The organism is Cellulomonas sp. APG4 (genome assembly GCF_009996735.1).
Lineage (GTDB): Bacteria > Actinomycetota > Actinomycetes > Actinomycetales > Cellulomonadaceae > Actinotalea.
On the sequence record NZ_JAACYI010000001.1, the window covers coordinates 411,944 to 431,515 of the forward strand.

Here is a 19,572-nt window from a genome sequence, read left to right on the forward strand (position 1 = left end):
CCAGGCTAGTTCGCATGCACCTCGTCGCGAGCCGTGCCGAGCGCGACCGTGCCCGCGAGGGGCCGCGCGGCCCCCGCGACGACGAGTCCCGCGACGACGGGCACGGTGATCGCGAGCAGGGCCTCGCGGTAGCCGACGTGCTCGGCGAGCAGGCCGAGCAGCGGAGGGCCGGCGAGGAAGGCGCTGTACCCGATGGTCGAGACGACGGCGACCCGCGCGGGCGCACGGCGTGGGTCGTCGGCCGCGGCACTCATGCCCACGGGGAAGCCCAGCGCGGCGCCGAGGCCCCACGCGACCACACCGACGAGCGCGACGGGCAGGTTCGGGCCGAGGCCGAAGACGAGCAGGCCGACCAGCGACAGCGCGCCGGCGGCCCGCAGCACGGGCACCCGGCCCCAGCGGTCGAGCAGCGCGGTGCCGAGCAGCCGCATGCCTGTCATCGCCGTGACGAACACGGCGAAGGAGACCGCGCCGAGGGCGTCGGAGGTGCGGAAGCCGTCGACGACCGCGAGACTCACCCAGTCGTTGGCCGCGCCCTCGGTCAGCGCAGCGGCGAGCACGACGAGCCCGATGAGCAGGGTGCGACGCTCGCCCCATGCACGGAACACGCTGGTCCGGGGCGCGCCGTCGTCGGGGTCCTCGACCGCGTGCGTGCCCTCGGGCAGGAACCGGCGTGTGAACCACAGCAGCGCGGTGATGCTCAGGGCCAGCACCACGCCCAGATGGGTCAGGACGGGCACCTCGAGGGCGGCCGCGACCGCACCCACGCCGGCACCGGCCATGGTGCCGAACGAGAAGCCCGCGTGGTACCTCGGCATGATCGACCGGTTGAGGACCTGCTCGACGGCGGCGCCCTCGAGGTTCATCGCGGCGTCCCACACCCCGGTGCCGACGCCGTAGGCGATGAGCCCCCCACCCACGAGCACCACCGAACCCGTCGCCACGCCGATCGAGGCGACGAGGAGGCCCACGACGTTGAGCGCGCCGGCGGTCTCGACCGTGCGCCGGGCGCCGAGGCGCTGCACCACGAGACCCGAGAGCGGGAGGGCGACCAGCGAACCCATGGCCGCGACCAGCAGCATCAGACCCATCTGGTTGGGGCTGAAGCCCAGCGCGTCACGCACCGCGGGCAGGCGCGCGGCCCACCCCGAGAAGTTGAAGCCGGCGAGCAGGAACACGACGAAGACGGCGACGGACGCCTGCTCGGCCGCGCGGTTGCGCACGGTGGTCATGCCACTCCGCTCGTCACGCGGGAACGCCCGCTCTCGGCACCCACAGGGGCGAGATCGCCGACGGTCTCGGGCACGGCGACCGGCGCGACAGCCGGCGCGGTGAGCTCGGCGACGTCGAGCAGCTCGTCGGCCGACGGCACGACGACGGCGGGGGTGTGCGCGCCGTCGCCGGCAGGAGCGTCGTCGGGCGCGGGCCCGACGACGGCGACCGCGGACGCACGTTCGCCCGTCGGGCGCACCTGACCGGCGAGCAGGGTCATGACGACCATGCCCACGCCGATCAGCAGCAGGGCGTGGCGCACACCCATCGCCTCGGCCGCGAGACCCAGGAGCGGCGGGGCGGCGATCGAGGACACCGACGCGAACGCCGAGACGACCGCGACGCGCCCGGCGGCGCGCAGCGGGTCCTCCGACACCGCGACCATGCCGATCGGCACCGCGAGCCCGGCGCCGAGACCCCAGCCGACGACGCCCAGCACCGCGAGCGGCAGCGACGGCGCGAGGCCGAACAGCAGCAGCCCCACGAGCGAGACCACGCCCGAGGTGCCGAGCACCGGCACCGGGCCGAACCTGTCGATGAGCCGCGTGCCGAGCACGCGCGACGCCGTCATCGAGGCGACGAAGACGCCGAAGCAGACGGCGGCCACGGCCTCCGTCTGCGCGAAGCCGTCGACCACGCCGATCGCGAGCCAGCTGTTGGCCGAGCCCTCCGAGAGCGCGGCCGTCATGACGACGACGCCGACGAGCAGCGTGCGGCGCTCGCGCCAGGCCCCGAGCGAGGTGCGCATCCGGGCGCCACGCCGCCGCGGCCCGGCGTCGTCGGTCCGCGCAGCGGCGACCGGCACGTCGACGGGCAGGACCGCGCCCGGGACGGCCCGGAACCGCCAGACGAGGGTGAGCAGGCTGATCGCCGTGAAGTGCACGAGGAGCGGCACGTCGGCCCAGGCGGCAAGCGCCCCGAGGCCCGAACCCGCCACGGAACCGATCGAGAACGCCGCGTGGAACTGGGGCACCACGGTGCGGCGCATGCGGCGCTCGATCACCGCGGTCTCGACGTTCATCGGGACGTTGCCGAGGGCGAAGGAGGCGCTCATGCCGGCGACGCCGAGCACCAGGACACCGACCGACCCGAGCGTCGGCCCGAGCCCGAGCAGCACGTTCGCGGCCGAGAACAGCACGGCAGCGGCGAGGAGCACGCGGCGGCTGCCGAAGCGCTCGACGAGCTGCCCCGCGACGAGCACCGTGAGCAGCGAGCCCACGGCACCCACGAGCAGCACCGTGCCGAGCGCACCCGTCGACAGGTCGAGGGCGTCCCGCACCGAGGGGAGGCGCGAGAGCCAGCTCGCCACGGTCACCCCCAGGAGCCCGTAGAGGCCGAGGAGCAGACGACGCGCGCGCAGCACCTCGGGGGCGGGGACGAACCCGGCGGCGCGCGCGGGGCGGATGGCAGGCATGACGACCGTTCTCAGGAGCAGGGCGGCCCGGCCGGAGGGACGGCGGGCCCGGGGGTGGGGCACGTCGTCGGGCCGGGTCGCTCGACGGCGACCGTGACACCCGCGCCGCGTCCGGGGCGCGCCGACGGGCTCGCGGGCCGGTCGGGCGCTTCGAAACGATTCGAGGGTGGTCCCACCAGTGTGCCGATAGGCTGACGCACCGTCAAACACGATTCTCCGAGCGGGCAGGTGACATGGGACACAGCGGGCAGAGCCGGCCCACCCTGGCCGACGTGGCCGGCGCGGCCGGGGTGTCCGTCTCGACCGCGTCGCTCGCATTCTCGGGCGCCGGGCCGATCGCCGAGGAGACCCGCGCCAAGGTCCACGCCGCGGCCGCGACCCTCGGGTACTCGGGCCCCAACCCCCTCGGCCGCTCGCTGCGCAGCGGACGCTCCGGGATCGTCGCCGTCGTGATCGGCGACCAGCTCCGACGCAGCTTCCGGGACCCGGTGTCCGTCCAGGTGCTCGACGGCCTCGTCAGCACGCTCGGCCAGATGGGCCTCGGCGTGCTGCTCGTCCCGGGCATGCCGTCACCCGACGGTTCCGTGACCGTGGACCCGCTGCTCGAGAGCGCGCCGATGGACGTGGCGATCCTGATCTGGGGGGCCCGCGAGAGCGACCCCGCGCTCAGCGCCCTGCAACGGCGCGGGGTGCCCGTGGTCATCGGCGAGGGACCGCAGCTGCCCGGGGTGCCCGTGGTGGGGATCGAGGACCGCCGCGGCTCGGCCGAGCTCGTCCGCTACCTCGTGTCGCTCGGTCACTCCCGCCTCGCGTGCGTCACGCTGCCCTTCGGCGGCGAGCGCCGCAACGCCGTCGTCGACGCGGCACGGATGCGAGAGCTCGACTGGACGCCCACGCGCAACCGCCTCGAAGGCTTCGCCGACGCCGGGGTGGAGCCCGTCGTGACCGTCGAGGCCGCGGCGTCCCTCGTCGAGGAGGGGAAGGCGGCCGGGCGCCTGCTGCTCGACGTCGACGAGCCCCCGACGGCCGTGGTCGCGCAGTCCGACCTCCTCGCGGCCGGCGTGCTGCTCGCCGCGCGCGAGCTCGGCCTCCGTGTGCCCGAGGACGTCTCGGTCGCGGGCTTCGACGGCCTCGACCTGCCGTGGCTCGCGCCCGACGTCCTCACCACGGTGGCCCAACCCCTCGCGGCCAAGGGCCAGGCCCTCGGCGAGGCCGTCGGTCGTCTGCTCGCGGGCGAGGAGCTCGAGCCGCGGATGCTCGCGGTTGAGCTGCGGCCAGGGACCACGACGGGCCCGCCCCGCGCCTGACACCCGGCAGGAGCCCGGCAGGATCGCCCTAGAGCCGGACGACCGCCTGGGCACGGCCGAGCACGCGCGCGCCCTCGTGCGTGACGGTCAGGTCGACCCGGACGGTGCGCGCCTCGGTGTCGATCACGCCCACCGTGGCGGTCAGCAGGAGCTCGGCGGAGCCCGGGTCCGGGACGGGCACGGGACGCGTGAAGCGGACCCCGTAGTCGACGACCGCGCCCGGGTCACCGGCCCAGGCAGTCACGACGTCGACCGCGAGACCCATGGTGAGCATGCCGTGCGCGATCACGCCCGGGAGGCCGACCTCCCTCGCGAACCGCTCGTTCCAGTGGATCGGGTTGAGGTCGCCGCTCGCACCGGCGTAGCGAACAAGATCCTGACGGGTCACCTGCACGGTGCGCGACGCGACCTCGGCGCCGACCTCGAGCGCCGCGAGGTCCGGGCGGCTCATGAGCTCGCCTCCCCGCGGACGGCGAGCGTCGAGACGACCGTCGCGACGGGCGCGCCGTCGGCGTCGGCGATCTCGCAGCGCGTCGTCACCATGGCGAGGCCCGCGCGCTCGACCACCTGGTCCACGTGCAGCTCGGTGACCAGCTCGTCACCGGCCACCACGGGCCGGTGGTGCGTGAAGCGCTCGTCGGCGTGGACCACGCGGCTGAAGTCGATCCCCGCCTCCGGGTCCTCGATCAGCTGTGCCTCGGCGCGCTGGGCGACCACCACCGCGAACGTGGGCGGAGCCACGACGTCGGCGTAGCCCAGCGCGCGCGCGGCCTCCGGGTCGCGGTGGGCCGGGTGCGTCGCCTGCACGGCGCGAGCGAAGTCGCGCACGTGCTCCCGCCCGACGGCGTAGGGCGCCGTGGCGGGATAGGTGCGTCCGGCGTACGAGGGGTTCAGGCCCATCGTTCGTCAGGGGCGCGCGTCGACCGTGGGGTCGACGGTCAGCGGGTCTCGCGGTGCAGCGTGTGGCGGCCGTCGCGCGGGCAGAACTTCTTCATCTCGAGACGATCCGGGTCGTTGCGCCGGTTCTTCTTCGTGATGTAGTTCCGCTCCTTGCACTCGACGCACGCGAGCGTGATCTTCGGACGGACGTCCTGACTCTTGCTGGCCACGGTTCCTGCCACCTCTCACGCCGCTGGCGGCGCATGTCCTCGTCGTGTGCACGCGACCGGGCCCGGCCGTCGCGCGTCGTCATTGGTAGCGAGGGCGGGACTCGAACCCGCGACACCACGATTATGAGTCGTGTGCTCTAACCACCTGAGCTACCCCGCCACAACTGATGCCCGGCGGTCGCGACGCGGACGTCACGACCGGTGTCCAGGCACCAACAGAGCCCCGAAAGGGAATCGAACCCTTGACCTTCTCCTTACCATGGAGACGCTCTGCCGACTGAGCTATCGGGGCAGCGCGAGCAAGGCTACACGCGCCACTGGCCGTCCGCGAAATCGTCCCGGGGCCGGTGGGCACTCCCGCACGATGCGCCCCGGACGACGGAGCGCCCCGCTCCGGCGGGGCCGGCGCGAGGCGCTCACGTGGTGGCAGGTGAGGGATTCGAACCCCCGTAGCATGACGCGGCTGATTTACAGTCAGCTCCCTTTGGCCGCTCGGGCAACCTGCCAGGGTCCCGACCGGGTGACCGCCGAGGGCGGCGCGACCCGGACCAGGTGCGGATGGAAGGATAGCAAGTCTGCGGGCCCTTCCCGCACACGCGCACGGATCCGCCCGACCCAGGAGGAGCACATGGCCTCGGAGTCCTCGTTCGACGTCGTCAGCAAGGTCGACCGCCAGGAGGTCGACAACGCCCTCAACCAGGCGGCGAAGGAGGTCGCCCAGCGGTACGACTTCAAGAACGTCGGCGCCTCGATCGCGTGGAGCGGCGAGTCGATCGTGATGACCGCGAACTCGGAGGAACGGGTCAAGGCGGTGCTCGACGTGTTCCAGACCAAGCTCATCCGCCGCGGGATCTCGCTCAAGGCGATCGACACGGGCGACCCCGTGGCCTCGGGCAAGGAGTACCGCCTGGTCGCGACGATCAAGGAGGGCCTGAGCAGCGAGGACGCCAAGAAGATCGGCAAGATCGTGCGCGACGAGGGCCCCAAGGGAGTCAAGACGCAGATCACCGGGGACGAGCTGCGCGTCTCGGCCAAGAGCCGCGACGACCTCCAGTCCGTCATCGCGCTGCTCAAGGGCGCCGACCTCGACGTCGCGCTCCAGTTCGTCAACTACCGCTGACGGACGTCGTCGGGCCTCAGAGGAACGGGCGGAAGCCGTCCGGGCCCCGCAGGTCGCCCGGGCGCTGCGCGGGGCCGCCGTGACCTGCCATGGCCTCGAGGCGCTTGATCCGCTCCGCCATCGGCGGGTGCGTCGCGAACAGCTTCGCCATGCCGCTGCCCTTGAACGGGTTGGCGATCATCAGGTGCGAGACGTCGACGAGGTCACGGTTCGCGGGCAACGGGGCGCGGGACGTGCCCTTCTCGAGCTTGGCGAGCGCGGACGCGAGCGCCATCGGGTCGCCCGTGAGCCGCGCACCGTCCTCGTCGGCGTCGTACTCGCGCGTGCGGCTGATCGCGAGCTGGATGAGCATCGCGGCGACCGGGGCGAGGAACGCCATCGCGAGCATCGCGAGCGGGTTGCCGCCGCGGTCCCGCCCACCCCCGAAGAACATGAGGAACTGCGCGACCGACGTGATCACGCCCGCCACCGCGGCGGCGATGGACGACGTCAGGATGTCCCGGTTGTAGACGTGCATCAGCTCGTGGCCGAGGACGCCGCGCAGCTCGCGCTCGTCGAGGATCCGCAGGATCCCCTCGGTGCAGCACACGGCGGCGTTCTTGGGGTTGCGCCCGGTCGCGAACGCGTTCGGGGCCGCCGTGGGCGAGATGTACAGCCGCGGCATGGGCTGGCGGGCCGCGGTCGAGAGCTCACGCACGATGCGGTACATCTCGGGTGCCTCGAGCTCGCTCACCGGGTAGGCGCGCATCGCCTTGATGGCGATCTTGTCCGAGTTCCAGTAGCTGTACGCGGTCATGAGCAGGCCCACGGCGGCGAACACGAAGATGTACGAGCCGCCGTCGATCAGTGCGCCCATGCCGAGCAGCACGGCCCAGAGCACACCGAAGAGCGCCGCCGTCTTGAGCCCGTTGAAGTGCCGCCGACCACTCACGTGTGTGCCTCCTTGACGAGTGTCATCCGGAGAACGCCGACGGGGCGCGGCGCGTTCCCTACCGTCGCTCTCCACGCATGACGGCCAGCATGTCCTCGCGCGGCACGACCTTGACACGCTCACGACCGTGCGGCTGGCCCAGGGTCTGCTCGTAGGCGTCGAGGAGCATCCAGCCGGTCCACTCGACGTGGTCCACACCGCGCTCGCGAAGGTACGCCGTGACGGCCTCGGGGTCGCGCTCGGGCGCCCGCTCGAGCTCCCCCGAGTCGGCGACCAGGTGGCGCACGGTCTCGGTCGCGTCCGACTTGGTGTGGCCGATGAGCCCCACCGGCCCGCGCTTGATCCAGCCCGTCGTGTAGACGCCCGGCAGGGGCGCGCCGTCCTCGCCGACCACGCGGCCCTCGCGGTTCGCGATCACGCCGGCGACCTCGTCGAACGGGATGCCCGGCAGCGGCGAGCCGAAGTACCCGACCGCGCGGTAGACGGCCTGGGCCGGCCAGTCGTGCATCTGCCCCGTGCCGGCCACCGAGCCGTCACCCGTGAGCACCGTGCGCTCGGTGCGCAAGCCCGTCACGCGCTCCTCGCCGAGCACCTCGACGGGGCGGTGCAAGAAGTGGAGGTGGATGCGACGGCTCGCGGTGAGCTCCTCGGGCTCCTTGAGGGTCCAGTCCGTGAGCGTCTTGACGACCTGCTTGGTCTGGTTCGAGGAGTGGATCGCGGCCATCGAGCCCTCGTCGAAGTCGAAGTCCTCGGGGTAGACGATCACGTCGACGTCCCGCACGTGGCCGAGCTCGCGCAGCTCGAGCGGGGAGAACTTGACCTGTGCGGGGCCGCGGCGCGCGAACACGTGCACGTCGGTCACCGGGCTCTCGAGCAGGCCCCGGTGCACGTTGTCCGGGATCTCGGTGGGCAGCAGGTCCTCGGGGTGCTTCGCGAGGATGCGGGCCACGTCGAGCGCGACGTTGCCCGCGCCGATCACCGCGATCTCCTTCGCCTCGAGCGGCCACGTGCGCGGCACGTCGGGGTGACCGTCGTACCAGGAGACGAAGTCGGCGGCACCGTACGAGCCCGGCAGGTCGATGCCCGGGATCGCGAGCGCGGCGTCCTTGATCGCACCAGTCGAGAAGATGATCGCGTCGTAGAAGCGGCGCAGCTCGGTCAGGTCGAGGTCCGTGCCGTAGTCGACGTTGCTCAGCAGCCGGATGTCACCGCGGTCGAGGATCTTGTGCAGCGCCACGATGATCTGCTTGATCCGCGGGTGGTCGGGCGCCACGCCGTAGCGCACGAGACCGAAGGGCGCGGGCAGGCGCTCGAACAGGTCGATCGAGACGTCGACGTCGGACTTGGACAGGATGTCCGCGGCGTAGATGCCGGCGGGACCGGCGCCGACGACGGCGACGCGCAGGGGGGCGCTCACAGGGAGGGGCACCTTCCGTCAGGGGGTGTGGCGCGCAGGCGCGCCGGATGACCGGGTCCCAGTGTAGGTCGGGTGAGGGCACCCTCACCGACGCAGGCGTAGGTTCACCTCGTGCACGAGCCCGACGCCGTCGAACCCGCCACCGAGGGGACGCTCCCCGTCCCGCCGCCCGCGCCCACGCCCGCGCCCCTGACCGCCGTCGTGCCGGGCCTGCCGCGACGAGGTCTCGCGGCAGGCTTCGGCGCCTACCTGCTCTGGGGGTTCCTGCCCCTCTACTTCCCGCTGCTCGAGCCCGCGGGGGCCGTCGAGATCATCGCCCACCGCGTGGTGTGGTCGCTGGTCTTCTGCGTGCTGCTGCTCGCCGTGACCCGCACGTGGCGCTCGGCCCTTACGGCGGTGCGCGACCGGCGCACCCTGCTGGGCCTCGCCCTCGCATCCGTGCTCGTCGCGGCCAACTGGCTCACGTTCGTGGTGGGCGTGCTCACGGGCCACACCGTCGACGCGGCGCTCGGCTACTACATCAACCCACTGGTCACCGTGGCGCTCGCGGTGCTCGTGCTGGGTGAGCGGATGCGACCCGCGCAGTGGGCGGCGCTCGGCGTGGGGACGGCGGCCGTCGTGGTCATCTCGGTGGGCGTCGGACGGCTGCCCTGGATCGCACTCGTGCTCGCGGCGACGTTCGGGCTCTACGGACTCGTGAAGAACCGGGTGGGCCGCCGCGTGCCCGCGCTCGCGAGCCTCGCCGTGGAGACGGCGACCCTGACCCCGTTCGCCCTCGCCTACCTCGGCTGGATCGGGGCGACCGGCGCGCTCACGTGGGGCCAGCACGGCGGCGGCCACGCCCTCGCGCTCGCGGCCTCGGGCGTCGTCACGGCCGTCCCGCTCCTGCTCTTCGGGTCGGCCGCCCGGCAGCTCCCGCTCAGCGTCGTCGGACTGCTCCAGTACGTCGCGCCCACGCTCCAGTTCGCGCTGGGCGTGGTGGTGTTCGGTGAGGACATGCCCGCCGCGCGGTGGTGGGGCTTCGGCCTCGTGTGGGTCGCGCTCGTCGTGCTGACCGTCGACGGTCTTCGCGCCGGCCGGGTCGCGCGGCTCGCCTCGCGCGTGCCTCAGCCCTCGTCGGGGGACGCGGGCGCAGGCTCGACCGTGAAGCCGTAGTCGCCGAACGCGACCGACGCCCCCACCGGCACACGCACCTGCTGGTTCGCGCCGCACAGGATCTGCTGGCCGTCGGCAAGGGTCACGACCGTGCCGTTCGTCGAGTTCCGGTCGCGCAGCCACACGCCCAGGCGGTCGACGCCCACCGCCAGGTGCGTCTTGGAGACGGATCGGCCCGGGTCAGCGACGCGGACCAGCTCGGTGACGTCCTCCCCCGCTCGGGGCGAGGGGTTGCGGCCCACCAGCACCGTGCCGGTCAGCGCGACCCGGCGACCGTCCGTCACGTGCAGCACGGCCGACGACGGCGCCTCGTCGGGCAGCTCGGGCACGCGGCCGCGTGCCGGACGCAGGCGGGTGCTCTCGACGTCGTCCGCGGTCCGGTCGCTCGGCGGCGGCGCAGGCGAGGAGGGTGCCGACGGACCTGGGACGGGCTGCTCCGTCAGGGGCTGCGCGGTGCGTGCCGGGACGGCCTGCGAGGGCTCGGGGCCGACGTGACGCTCGTCCGCGGCCGCGCCGGCGGGCCGGGACGGGCGCCCGGGGACCGAGGAGATCACGGGAGCCGTCATCTCGGAGACCTCCGAGGAGAGGGCGGGTCCGGACACCTGCACGACGGGAGGTGCGGCGACCGGCGCCGGAGGCTGCGGAGCCGGGGCGTGCGCCACCTGCGGAGCCCGGGTGACGGCTTCCTGCGGAGCCGGGACGGCGGCCACGGGCGCCGGGGGTCGCGGGGCAGGGGGCGGGGGCGCGGCCGCAGGCCCGGGAGTCGCTGGTGCCGGCGCTACCGGAGCCGGGGCCGTCGCGGCCGGAGGCAGTGCGGCCGGAGGCGGTGCGGTCGGAGGCGCCGGGGCCGGTGGGGGCGGCGTCCTGCGCGGCTCGGCGGCCTGCTCGCCCACGGGCGCCCCGGAGCCCGCCGACCGCAGCAGCGCGTCGATGCGCGCGCTCGCGTCGGGCGCGGCCGAGGTCATCGGGTCGCGGCCCACGGCGACGTCCAGCACCACGCTGCCCGCCGCCTTGTCGTGCCAGCCCTGGCGACGGCCGGAGTCGTCGAAGAGCGGGGACAGCCCCACGAGGACCGGGCCGACCAGCGGCACCACGCCACTGACCCCCGGCACGAGCAGACGCACGAACGCACGCCCGAGCCCGAGGGGGCGACCGGTGCGGGCGTCGAGCACGCGCAGGCTCACGAGCTTCTTGCCGAGCGTCCAGCCGCGCGTCCCCAGCAGCACCCACTGGACCACACCGACCACGAGGAGGACGACGCCTCCGACGACGGTCAGCACCGGGACCCCGGGGGCCGCCGCGGCGACGCGATCGGTCGCACCGGCGCCGACCTGCTCGAACAGCTGGACCGTGCCCGCGAGCGCGAAGCCACCACCCAGCAGGAGCGCCGCGACGCCGTCGATGACGGCGGCGAGCAGGCGGCGGCCCAGGCTCGCGGGGACGGCTCCGGGGATGGGCATGGCTCGGTCCTTCTCGTCGCGGGTGGGGGTGCCGGCGGGGTGGGGCACGACGTCGCGCCGTCACCCATGTGCTCTATCGGCACGTCCGGTGCAGGGTCTGAGCCCTCGCGGCCTGGTGCCGCGGATCAGCGCGTGCGGCGCCGACGTGCCGGGCGCAGCTGGGCCACGAGGACCGCCCCCACCACGGCACCCCCGGCGGCGAGGAGCCACCAGGACGCTCCCTCCTGCGCGGCACCGAGCACGTCCTCGCGTGACGACAGCCGCACAGGCTCGGCAGCCTCCTCGGCGGGCGCGGGAGGCCCGTGCAGCGGGCTCGCCGGGCCCGGTGCCGAGCCGTCGTCCACGAACGTCAGGGCGTCGGCCGGCCGGACCACGCCCCACCCCACGGCGTCGTCGCGCTCCCCGGCCTGCGGACGTGAGGCGGTCACCATGAGGCGGTGCGCCCACTGCTCGGGGGTCTCGGCCGGGAAGGCCTCGGCGACCAGGGCCGCGGATGCCGCGACGTAGGCCGTCGCGAAGCTCGCCGACGGCGTCTCGCCGCCCAGCACGCAGTCGCCCGACGAGTGGAACGTGGTCAGGACGTCGGTGCCCGGGGCGGCGACGTCCACGTGCGGTCCGTGGATCGACGCGTCGGTGGGCGCGTCGCCCGGCCCGACCGCGGCGACGCCCAGGACGCCGGGGTAGGCCGCCGGGTAGCGCGGCGAGTCGCTCGTGTCCTGCGCCGTGGTGCGGTTGCCGGCGCTCGCGACGACCAGGGCGCCGTGCAGGGCCGCCGCGTCGACGGCGGCGCGCAGCTCGGGGTCGTCGACCGGCGAGCTCAGTGAGACGTTGATGACGGTCGCGCCGCGCTCGGCGGCCCACCGGATCCCAGCCGCCATGCGTGCCGTGGAGGGCGCCGTCCCCTCGGACCGGCCCCTGTCGGTGTCCTCGACGTAGGCGCGCACCGCGAGCACGTCGGCCTCCGGCGCGACTCCCACCACGCCCGAGCCATCGACGGGGCGCGCCGCGATCTGGCCGGCGACCGCCGTGCCGTGGCCCGCGGTGTCGGTACGGCCCTGCGGGTCCCCGTCGACCGAGACCAGGTCCGTGCCGTCGACGACCACGCTCGTGAGGTGGGGGTTGCGGACGTCGACACCCGAGTCGACGACGGCGACCGTCACGCCCCTACCCGTCGCGTGACCCCAGGCACGCTCGAGGTCGAGACGGTCGAGCACGGCCGGCCGGGCGTCGATCAGCAGCGGGACCTCGGGGTCGCACTGCGCGCCCGCCGCCGTGAGAAGGCCCGCCGGGACCGCCGCCGGGTGCGAGGCCGCCACGACGGCCGGGGTCGGGCCCAGCGCCGCCGTCGAACCCGCGAGCGCGAGCACCAACGCTGCGGCGTGCGTGCGCCTCACGCGTCGGACCCGAGCGCCGCGGCCTCGCTGAGCTCGGGCCCCACGGGGAGCAGGGCCGCCCACGCCGGCGGGACGCGCGTGACGTCGTCGGCCGTGTAGCCGAGCCGGGCGAGCACCTCGTCGTCGGCCCCCGGGACCGCGAACGCCGTGCCGGCCTGGTCGACCACCTGCACGTACCCGGGCACGCCGTCGGACCCGGCGACGCGGATGAGCGCACCGGTCGCGGGCTGGACCGAGACGTCGGTGCCCTGCTGCGGGACCTCGACGTCGGGCGTGCCCACGAGCCTCACCCCGCCGTCGGCGCCCGTCCGCAGGAGTGCGCAGGCGGCGTCCTCCTGGGGCAGCGGGGCCGGGAGCGTGACCGGCCAGTCGCCCGGCGTCACGGCCTCCTCGGACGTCGCCATGCCGGCGATCTGGGCCGCCGTGACGTCGAGCACCTCGGCGCCCGAGCCGAGGCGGTACAGACGCTCGCTCACTGTCGTGAGCGGGGCGAGCTCGCCCGCCGCGTCGATCACGTAACGCTCGCCCGTACCGTCGGTGACCGCGACGACGGTGCCCACGGTCGCCCCGGGCGGAGCGCCCGAGCCCGCCGGCAGGGGGTCACCCGCCGCGCCGAGCTCGAGCGGTCCGAGCTCGGTCCCGGGTGCGAACAGGTTGAGCCAGCGCGCGCTGACGGGCCACGCGGGCACGGCCTCCAGGCCGAGCGCGCGCAGGACCGCGTCGCTGCCCGCACGCGGGAGGCGGTGGTGGCGCCCGCCGACCACGAGGAAGAGGTCGCCCGCGACGTCGACGAGGGCGGCACGGGGCTCGTCGTCGGCCGCGCCCACGGCGTCGTCGGCGGCGAGCTGCGCCGCGAGACGCCCCCCGACGCCGTCGTGCCACAGCTCGAGCCGCTCGCCCGCGCCCGACGCGGTGCACGCGAGCCAGCCGGTCGCGACGAGCCGCTCGGGCGGCGCGAGGTCGTCCGGGGCGCCGGGGATGCCGAGCGGTGCCCCGCGGGGACTGTCCGCGATGCGCGCGTCGTCGACCGACACCACCTGGAACTCGCCCGACGGGATCAGCAGGCGCGCGCTGGTGGTGTTGAGCACCGGGTGGAGCGTGCCCTCGACCGCGAGGTAGCGCGCACCGGTGTCGGTCACGACGAGCGAGTTGTGGTCCCAGCCCTGCGGCAGCGTGGGGCGCAGCAGGCCGAAGCCGAGGCTGCCGAGGACGAGCAGCACGGAGAGGGTCACCCCGCCGACGACGGCGCGCAGCGGCTTGCCGGGCTCGAGCTCGCGGCCGCCCGGGGCACCCGAGACGAACGCGGTGAGCAGACGGCGCCGGCTGAACGTCTGGGCCTCGACGAGGTCCTTCTTGGTCGCCACGCGCTCAGACCAGACCGGCGGCGGCGACGCCGAGGGGCAGGAGCAGCGCGAGGGCGACGACCTCGATCGTGTCGGCCGTGCGCGCGAGCGCGACGCGTCGGCGCGGGGCCACCAGGCTCAGGCCGATGACGGCTGCCGCGGCCACGCCGGCCACGAGGGCGAGCGCCGGTCGCCACCCCGGGTGGGCCGCGGCGGCGAGCACGCCCGTGAGCGTGAGGCCGAGGATGCCCGAGCCCATGACCACGGCGACGTCCTGCCGCGAGTAGACCTGTCGGACCCCGAGGAGCATCCCGAGGTAGGCCGCGGCGACGAGCAGGGTCCCGGGCACGCCGGTCGCCACCACGGCGGGCGTCGCGACGAGCGTGAGGACCGCGACGGCGCCACGCAGCGCGATCTGCAGGCGGTGCCCCCGAGCCGCCTGGACGCGGACCTCGTCGGGGTCCACCCGTGGCGGCTCGGCCACGATCTCCTGCTCGCTGCGGGGCGAGACCACGCGCAACGGGGTGCTGGCGAGGGCGAGCCACGGGATGGCGTTCCCCGCGGTGACCACGAGCGCGACGACGACCGCGAGCACCACGCCGGGCTCCGCACCCGAGACCGCGATCGCCCCGCCGGCCGCGGCGAGCGTCAGACCGAGGGCACCCGGGGCGACGCAGATCTCTCGCCCCGTCCGCAGGGCGGGGACTCCCAGGAGGGCGACGACGAGCGCCCCGAGGCCGGACCAGGCCGCCGGGAGGCCCCACGAGGGCGCCTCCGGGGCGGCCGTGAGGCCCGCGACCAGGCCCAGCGCGGACGCGGTCACGACGAGGGCGGCCGCACCCGTGTCGTGCGACCCCACGCGCGCGACCACTGCCGCAGCACCCAGCACGAGCAGGGCGCCCACCCCGGCGACCACCGGCGGGAACGCGGACGTGGGCTCGGCGCCGAGCAGGAGGATCGCGCCGGTCAGCAGGAACGCGACCGAGGCGAGCACCGCCGTGAGCGCCGAGTCGCGCGGGGTCCACGGCGCGTACTGCCCCTCGACCGTGTCCGCCACGGCCTCGACGACGTCGTCGTAGACACGCACCTGCTCGACGCCCGCGCCCGGCTCGAGCAGGAGGACCGCTCCGTCCGGTACGCCCTGCGCCTGGAGGCCGCGGTCGGTGTCCAGCACGCCGCCGTCGCTCCGGACGAGGCGGAACCCGCCGTCGACGGTCGAGGCGTCGAGGAGACCGAGCGTCCGGGCGAGGCTGGGGACGAGCTCGGCCACGGGGACGGACCCGGGGGCGCCGAGGTCGACCGACCGGTCACCCCCGCGCACCGTGACGCGCACGAGCGCGCCGAGCACGGTAGGTGTCGCTGCGGTCATCGACGGTCCTTCGGTCGGCGGGTGTCGGCGGTCAGCATAGTGACGGGCGCACGGCAGGGCGCACGGCCGTCGGCGGGGCGGGGCGGGTCACCCGGACGGGCGATCTTCGCCGCGCGTGCCGCGGTACACGCACGGTCTCGTCCACAGTTCGGTGCCCGGCCTGCGCCGTCCGTGCCGGATGATCTACGGTTTGGCCTGGCGCACGCTGCGCCGGCGACGGGCACCCTGCTCGGCGTCCAGGTGTGGCCCGCACGGGCCCGAGGAGGGGGAGGTGGCTATGGCGGGCGAGGTCGCAGCAGCCGATGGCGCGCTCAAGGCAGGTGCCCAGGCGGTCGCGCAGTCGCGGTCGGAGCTGCAGCAGCAGCTCAAGGTCCTCGAGGGACAGCTGTCCGGGATCGGCAGCGCCTGGCAGGGCCAGGGCGCCGTCGCGTTCACGACGCTCATGACCCGGTGGCGCGAGAACGCCAACCAGATCATCAACGCGCTCAACGAGTTCGAGGGCAACCTGAACAGCTCGCAGAGCACCTACACCGCGGCCGACGACGCGCAGTCCTCGGCGATGAACCGGCTCACGAGCCGTCTCGGCTGACCCGGACTGAGGAGCACACGAACATGAGCGACCTGAAGGTCAACTTCTCCGCGCTGTCCACCGCGTCCGCCGACATCACGGCCGGCGCGAACCAGATCGAGGCCCGCCTGGCCGAGATGGACCGTTCGCTGCAGCCGCTGCGTGCGAACTGGACCGGTGAGGCGGCCAGCTCCTACGAGGCCTCGAAGGCCAAGTGGACCGCCGCGATCACCGACATGAAGGCGCTGCTCGCCGACATCGGTCGCGCCGTCGGCTCGAGCAACGACGACTACCAGGCCACCGAGCGCGCGAACGCCGCTCGCTGGTGACGTGACGGTCGTCCCCCACCCGCGGGTGGGGGACGTTCCGCGACGTCATCAGCCAGGGGGAACGATGGAGGACACCACCGTGGGTCAGCAGGTCACGCTCACTCCCGAGGTCGTGCGGCAGCGGCTGCGCAACCTCGAGAACCTGCTCGACGAGCTCGACGCCGTGATCACCGCCGTGGGCGGTGTGCGCCGCAGGCAGGGGGCGGCCATGTGGTCCTCGGTCCCCGTGTGCCAGCAGTTCGCCGGGCGGCTGTCCGAGTCCGTCGGCAACCTGCACGGGTGGCTCGTCCACGACCGCACGGAGGTCGGCCGTCTACGTGACGCCCTCGAGGTCTCCTGGCGGACGCTCGGTGCCGCGGACCAGGAGATCGAGGACCGGCTGGTCGCGCTGGCCGACCGGGTCGCGACCGGCGCACCGGTGGGCCCTCTCTACTGCACCCCCTACGACGACCCGGAGACCGCCACGACCGTCCCAGGTGCACCGACGACGAGCGCACCCGCGGCCGGGCCTGCCCCCACGTCATCCGTGGGCGGCTCGTGGTGACGTCGCGGTGGCTCGTCACGCACGGTGCATCGACGTTCCCGACCCGCGGGCGGCGGTACCGAGCCGTCCGCACGGTGGCTGCCGCATGCCTTCTCGTCGCGGTCGCGGCCCCTGCGCAGGCGGAGGGAGAAGCCGACGACCTGTGGTACTACCGCGACACGGGTCTCGCCGATCTCCACGCGACCGCAAGCGGCGAGGGCATCACGATCGCGGTCATCGACTCCCCCATCAACCCCGGCGTCCCCGAGCTGGCGGACGCCGACCTCATCGTCCATGAGCCCTCCTTCTGCGACGCCGACGGCGACGGGAGACGCGAGGCCGCCACGGCGACCACCGAGCGCGCGACCCATGGCACCGGCATGACCTCGCTCATCGTCGGCAACGGCGTCGGCGCCGGTGGGCAGCCGGGTGTCCAGGGCGTCGCTCCGGGGGCCACGATCCGCTACTACGCCTGGGCCTCGGAGGACCTCGACGCGTGCAACGCGAGCGCAGGTCCGGGCTCGACGGGTGCGATCTCCCAGGCCGTCGCGGACGGGGCCGACATCATCAGCCTGTCCCTGGGCGGCCCTGACACCGGGCCCGACGAGCTCGCGGCGATCGCCGACGCCGTGCGTTCGGGTGCGATCGTCGTCGCCGGGGCCGAGAACGAGGCCGGACCGTTGAGCTCCTGGCCCGCGTCGGCGAACGGCGTCGTCACGGTCGCGGCCGTCACGGCACTGCAGGAGCTCGACGCCGGCTACGAGGTCTACGGACCGGGGATGGACGTCGTGGCGCCCGGTGTCGGCATCCGCACGCTGCAAGGGCCGGACTGGACCACCTACCGGGCCCGCAGCGGCAACTCGGCCGCGACGGCCTGGACCAGTGGCGCCCTCGCACTGGCCTGGTCCGCCCACCCCGACGCCACGGCGAACCAGATCGTCCAGTCGCTCCTGCGCAACACGGTGAACGGCGAGGGGCAGCTCGAGCGGGTCGACGACTACTGGGGCTACGGCATCGTCTCGGCACGGCGCATGGTCGAGGCCGATCCCACCACCTACCCCGACGTCAACCCGCTGATCGTCGACTCCCCCGACGCCCAGCCCCCGGCGAGCGAGCTCCTGCCTCCACCCGAGGCAGAGCCCGCACCGACGACCGAGCCGGACGAGAGCATGGCTTCGGACGACCCCACGGCCGAGACAGGGGTCGAGGTCAACCCCGGACTCCCTCTCATCCCGATCGTCGGCGCGGTCGCGGGCCTCGCCGTGCTCGCCGGCATCGCGGCCGCGGTGCTTGCCCGCAGGAAGTCGCCGAACCACACCCACGAGCAGGAGCGCTGACATGGGAGCAGCAGAGCAGGAGCTGGCCCGCACCCAGGAGGTCGAACCAGGAGCGTTCGCCCAGGGGGACCGGGACTTCACCCAGCTCGAGGAGACCGCGCGCGAGCTCGAGTCCGTGGCCGAGACGCTGCGGAACGTGGGCTCCGACACGGGCATGACGGGTGACGGCGCCGATGCCGCGTGGGACGAGTTCGCCGTGCTCGCGCGCGGGGTGACGGCGCGCGCCGACACGTTCATCCGCGTCGCTGGCGCGGCGCGCGACGCCCACGAGGCCCTGCGGGTCGCTCGACAGGAGTACCAGGCGCTACCACCGGGCGACATCGACGGCAGCACCAAGGCCCTTCTCATCGGCGGCGGGTCGATCCTCGGCCCTGCCGGGACCCTGACCGGGGCGGCCGCGTCGGAGTTCCTCGGGCGGCAGAAGGCCGCCGAGCGGGAGGAGCAGGCCCAGGCGGCGCTCCAGCGGCTGAAGAACAACATCGACCCGACCGGTGTGCCGGTCCCGGCGCCGGCACCGGGCGGCACGGCGCCCGGCCCCAAGGAAGAGATCCTGCGGGACGAGGACGAGGACGAGGACCAGGGCAGCTCCACGAGCACCCCGTGGACAGGCACACGCAACGGGCCGACGGCAGGGGACGGACGACCGGTCGGCACCACCGTCGGTGAGCCCATCGTCTACCCGGGCACCCCCGGTGGCGGTGGTGAAGGCGTCTCGTCGGGGCACCCCGGCGACACCACCGGGACCAGCACCAACCCCTCGACGCCTGGCGGGGGCCCCGGCGGCGGCCAGGCGTCCGGGAGCGGCTCGGCCGACGGTGACGTGAGCGGCACGACTCCAGGCGCCGGCACCGGTTCACCCACCGGAGGGACGCTGGGGGCCCCCGGAGGCGACCTCGGCGGCTCGACGGGAGGCGTCGGTGGGGCGCTCGCGGGGGGTGTGGCCGTCGGCGGTGCGGCTCTCGGCGCGGCGGGGCTGGGACGCGGCCTGGGCCTCTCGGGTGCTGCGTCGTCGGCGACGGGGGCGGGCATCGCCGGTCCCGGCTCGGGCGCCGGCGGGCGCATGGTCGGCGGTGGTGCGGGGGCGATCGCCCTCGGGGCCTCCGGCGGCACAGGGCTCGGCGCCGCGGGCGGCTCCGGCACTGGCACTGGCACTGGCGCCACGCTCGGCAGCCGGGCCTCGGCCCTCAGCGGATCGGCCGGCGCCTCGACGCTCGCCCAGGGCGGGTCGGGCGCCACAGGTGCGGGTGCAGGCAGTGGCGCACGGGGGGCGGCGATGGCCGGTGGGATGCCCATGAGCGGATCGGGCACGGGTCAGAGCAGCTCGCGCCGGCGGCGCTCAGGGGCCGGCCTGCTGGTCCCCGACCTCGGTCTCGACGACCCGGATGCTGCCGCACCGGTCGGGCGAGGTGGCCGCGCGGGCGACCGCACCTCGTCACCCGTCGACCAGGTCACGCCACCCGCCGAGCCGGAGGAAGACACCTGGTGAGGCCCCGGCGGTCGTCGCACGGTCGCCTCCGGCCTCCG

Annotated in this window: 19 protein-coding genes and 3 tRNA genes; 8 read left to right on the forward strand and 14 right to left on the reverse strand. The window is 74.6% G+C overall.

Annotation, left to right across the window (positions count from 1 at the left end; translation table 11 throughout):
* Positions 1 to 5 precede the first annotated feature (5 nt).
* Entirely contained in the window at positions 6 to 1,232 is a 1,227-nt protein-coding gene (locus tag GXB85_RS01930) for an MFS transporter (RefSeq protein WP_161915922.1), read from the reverse strand.
* Positions 1,229 to 2,686, reverse strand: a complete 1,458-nt coding sequence (locus GXB85_RS01935; RefSeq protein ID WP_202627414.1) for an MFS transporter — start codon at positions 2,684 to 2,686, stop codon at positions 1,229 to 1,231. Before GXB85_RS01935 ends, GXB85_RS01930 begins: the two co-directional genes overlap by 4 nt.
* 233 nt (positions 2,687 to 2,919) lie before the next feature.
* Between GXB85_RS01935 and GXB85_RS01940 the strand changes: the two genes are divergently transcribed.
* A complete protein-coding gene (locus GXB85_RS01940; RefSeq protein ID WP_161915923.1) occupies positions 2,920 to 3,993 on the forward strand; it encodes a LacI family DNA-binding transcriptional regulator in 1,074 nt (357 codons plus the stop codon).
* A 28-nt stretch (positions 3,994 to 4,021) separates the two neighbouring features.
* On the opposite strand, the gene GXB85_RS01945 is transcribed toward GXB85_RS01940, so the two are convergent.
* From GXB85_RS01945 to GXB85_RS01970, 6 genes are all read right to left on the reverse strand, one after another.
* Entirely contained in the window at positions 4,022 to 4,444 is a 423-nt protein-coding gene (locus GXB85_RS01945) for a MaoC family dehydratase (protein ID WP_161915924.1), read from the reverse strand.
* Positions 4,441 to 4,893: a MaoC family dehydratase N-terminal domain-containing protein gene (locus tag GXB85_RS01950; RefSeq protein ID WP_161915925.1), complete on the reverse strand. Its 453-nt coding sequence runs from the start codon at positions 4,891 to 4,893 to the stop codon at positions 4,441 to 4,443. Before GXB85_RS01950 ends, GXB85_RS01945 begins: the two co-directional genes overlap by 4 nt.
* 38 nt (positions 4,894 to 4,931) lie before the next feature.
* Positions 4,932 to 5,102, reverse strand: coding sequence for a 50S ribosomal protein L33 (gene rpmG, locus GXB85_RS01955; protein ID WP_161915926.1), 171 nt, complete (start codon positions 5,100 to 5,102; stop codon positions 4,932 to 4,934).
* Positions 5,103 to 5,185: 83 nt separating this feature from the next.
* Positions 5,186 to 5,262: transfer RNA gene (locus GXB85_RS01960), tRNA-Met, on the reverse strand.
* Between the two features lie 59 nt (positions 5,263 to 5,321).
* Positions 5,322 to 5,394: transfer RNA gene (locus GXB85_RS01965), tRNA-Thr, on the reverse strand.
* Between the two features lie 129 nt (positions 5,395 to 5,523).
* Positions 5,524 to 5,608 (reverse strand) — tRNA-Tyr (locus tag GXB85_RS01970).
* A 122-nt stretch (positions 5,609 to 5,730) separates the two neighbouring features.
* Here GXB85_RS01970 and GXB85_RS01975 point away from each other — a divergent pair.
* Positions 5,731 to 6,222: a YajQ family cyclic di-GMP-binding protein gene (locus GXB85_RS01975; protein WP_161915927.1), complete on the forward strand. Its 492-nt coding sequence runs from the start codon at positions 5,731 to 5,733 to the stop codon at positions 6,220 to 6,222.
* Between the two features lie 16 nt (positions 6,223 to 6,238).
* Here GXB85_RS01975 and htpX read toward each other — a convergent pair whose 3' ends face one another.
* Together htpX and GXB85_RS01985 are read right to left on the reverse strand one after the other, a co-directional pair.
* A complete protein-coding gene (htpX, locus tag GXB85_RS01980; protein WP_161915928.1) occupies positions 6,239 to 7,153 on the reverse strand; it encodes a zinc metalloprotease HtpX in 915 nt (304 codons plus the stop codon).
* A 58-nt stretch (positions 7,154 to 7,211) separates the two neighbouring features.
* The gene (locus tag GXB85_RS01985) at positions 7,212 to 8,570 is read right to left on the reverse strand and encodes an FAD-dependent oxidoreductase (RefSeq protein WP_161915929.1); all 1,359 of its coding nucleotides are present in this window, start codon (positions 8,568 to 8,570) and stop codon (positions 7,212 to 7,214) included.
* A gap of 111 nt (positions 8,571 to 8,681) precedes the next feature.
* On the opposite strand from GXB85_RS01985, the gene rarD reads away from it, so the two are divergent.
* A complete protein-coding gene (gene rarD, locus GXB85_RS01990; RefSeq protein WP_370523941.1) occupies positions 8,682 to 9,725 on the forward strand; it encodes an EamA family transporter RarD in 1,044 nt (347 codons plus the stop codon).
* On the opposite strand, the gene GXB85_RS01995 is transcribed toward rarD, so the two are convergent.
* From GXB85_RS01995 to GXB85_RS02010, 4 genes are all read right to left on the reverse strand, one after another.
* Complete coding sequence (locus tag GXB85_RS01995) at positions 9,677 to 11,185, reverse strand: RDD family protein (protein WP_161915930.1); 1,509 nt, start codon at positions 11,183 to 11,185, stop codon at positions 9,677 to 9,679. The genes rarD and GXB85_RS01995 overlap by 49 nt on opposite strands.
* Positions 11,186 to 11,310: 125 nt before the next feature.
* Positions 11,311 to 12,579 carry a type VII secretion-associated serine protease mycosin gene (gene mycP / locus GXB85_RS02000; protein ID WP_161915931.1) on the reverse strand — a complete coding sequence of 423 codons (1,269 nt, stop codon included), beginning with the start codon at positions 12,577 to 12,579 and terminating at the stop codon, positions 11,311 to 11,313.
* Positions 12,576 to 13,943 (reverse strand): type VII secretion protein EccB, encoded by a 1,368-nt coding sequence (gene eccB, locus GXB85_RS02005; protein ID WP_161915932.1) that lies wholly within the window; start codon positions 13,941 to 13,943, stop codon positions 12,576 to 12,578. Before eccB ends, mycP begins: the two co-directional genes overlap by 4 nt.
* A 4-nt stretch (positions 13,944 to 13,947) precedes the next feature.
* Complete coding sequence (locus GXB85_RS02010) at positions 13,948 to 15,291, reverse strand: EsaB/YukD family protein (protein ID WP_161915933.1); 1,344 nt, start codon at positions 15,289 to 15,291, stop codon at positions 13,948 to 13,950.
* Positions 15,292 to 15,568: 277 nt separating this feature from the next.
* On the opposite strand from GXB85_RS02010, the gene GXB85_RS02015 reads away from it, so the two are divergent.
* From GXB85_RS02015 to GXB85_RS02035, 5 genes are all read left to right on the forward strand, one after another.
* On the forward strand, positions 15,569 to 15,880 hold the full coding sequence (locus GXB85_RS02015) for a WXG100 family type VII secretion target (protein WP_161915934.1): 312 nt from the start codon (positions 15,569 to 15,571) through the stop codon (positions 15,878 to 15,880).
* Between the two features lie 23 nt (positions 15,881 to 15,903).
* On the forward strand, positions 15,904 to 16,188 hold the full coding sequence (locus tag GXB85_RS02020; RefSeq protein WP_161915935.1) for a WXG100 family type VII secretion target: 285 nt from the start codon (positions 15,904 to 15,906) through the stop codon (positions 16,186 to 16,188).
* Between the two features lie 64 nt (positions 16,189 to 16,252).
* Positions 16,253 to 16,732, forward strand: a complete 480-nt coding sequence (locus tag GXB85_RS02025; protein WP_161915936.1) for a hypothetical protein — start codon at positions 16,253 to 16,255, stop codon at positions 16,730 to 16,732.
* 74 nt (positions 16,733 to 16,806) lie between these two features.
* On the forward strand, positions 16,807 to 18,048 hold the full coding sequence (locus GXB85_RS02030; protein ID WP_161915937.1) for a S8/S53 family peptidase: 1,242 nt from the start codon (positions 16,807 to 16,809) through the stop codon (positions 18,046 to 18,048).
* Between the two features lies 1 nt (position 18,049).
* On the forward strand, positions 18,050 to 19,534 hold the full coding sequence (locus GXB85_RS02035) for a hypothetical protein (RefSeq protein WP_161915938.1): 1,485 nt from the start codon (positions 18,050 to 18,052) through the stop codon (positions 19,532 to 19,534).
* Positions 19,535 to 19,572: the final 38 nt, after the last annotated feature.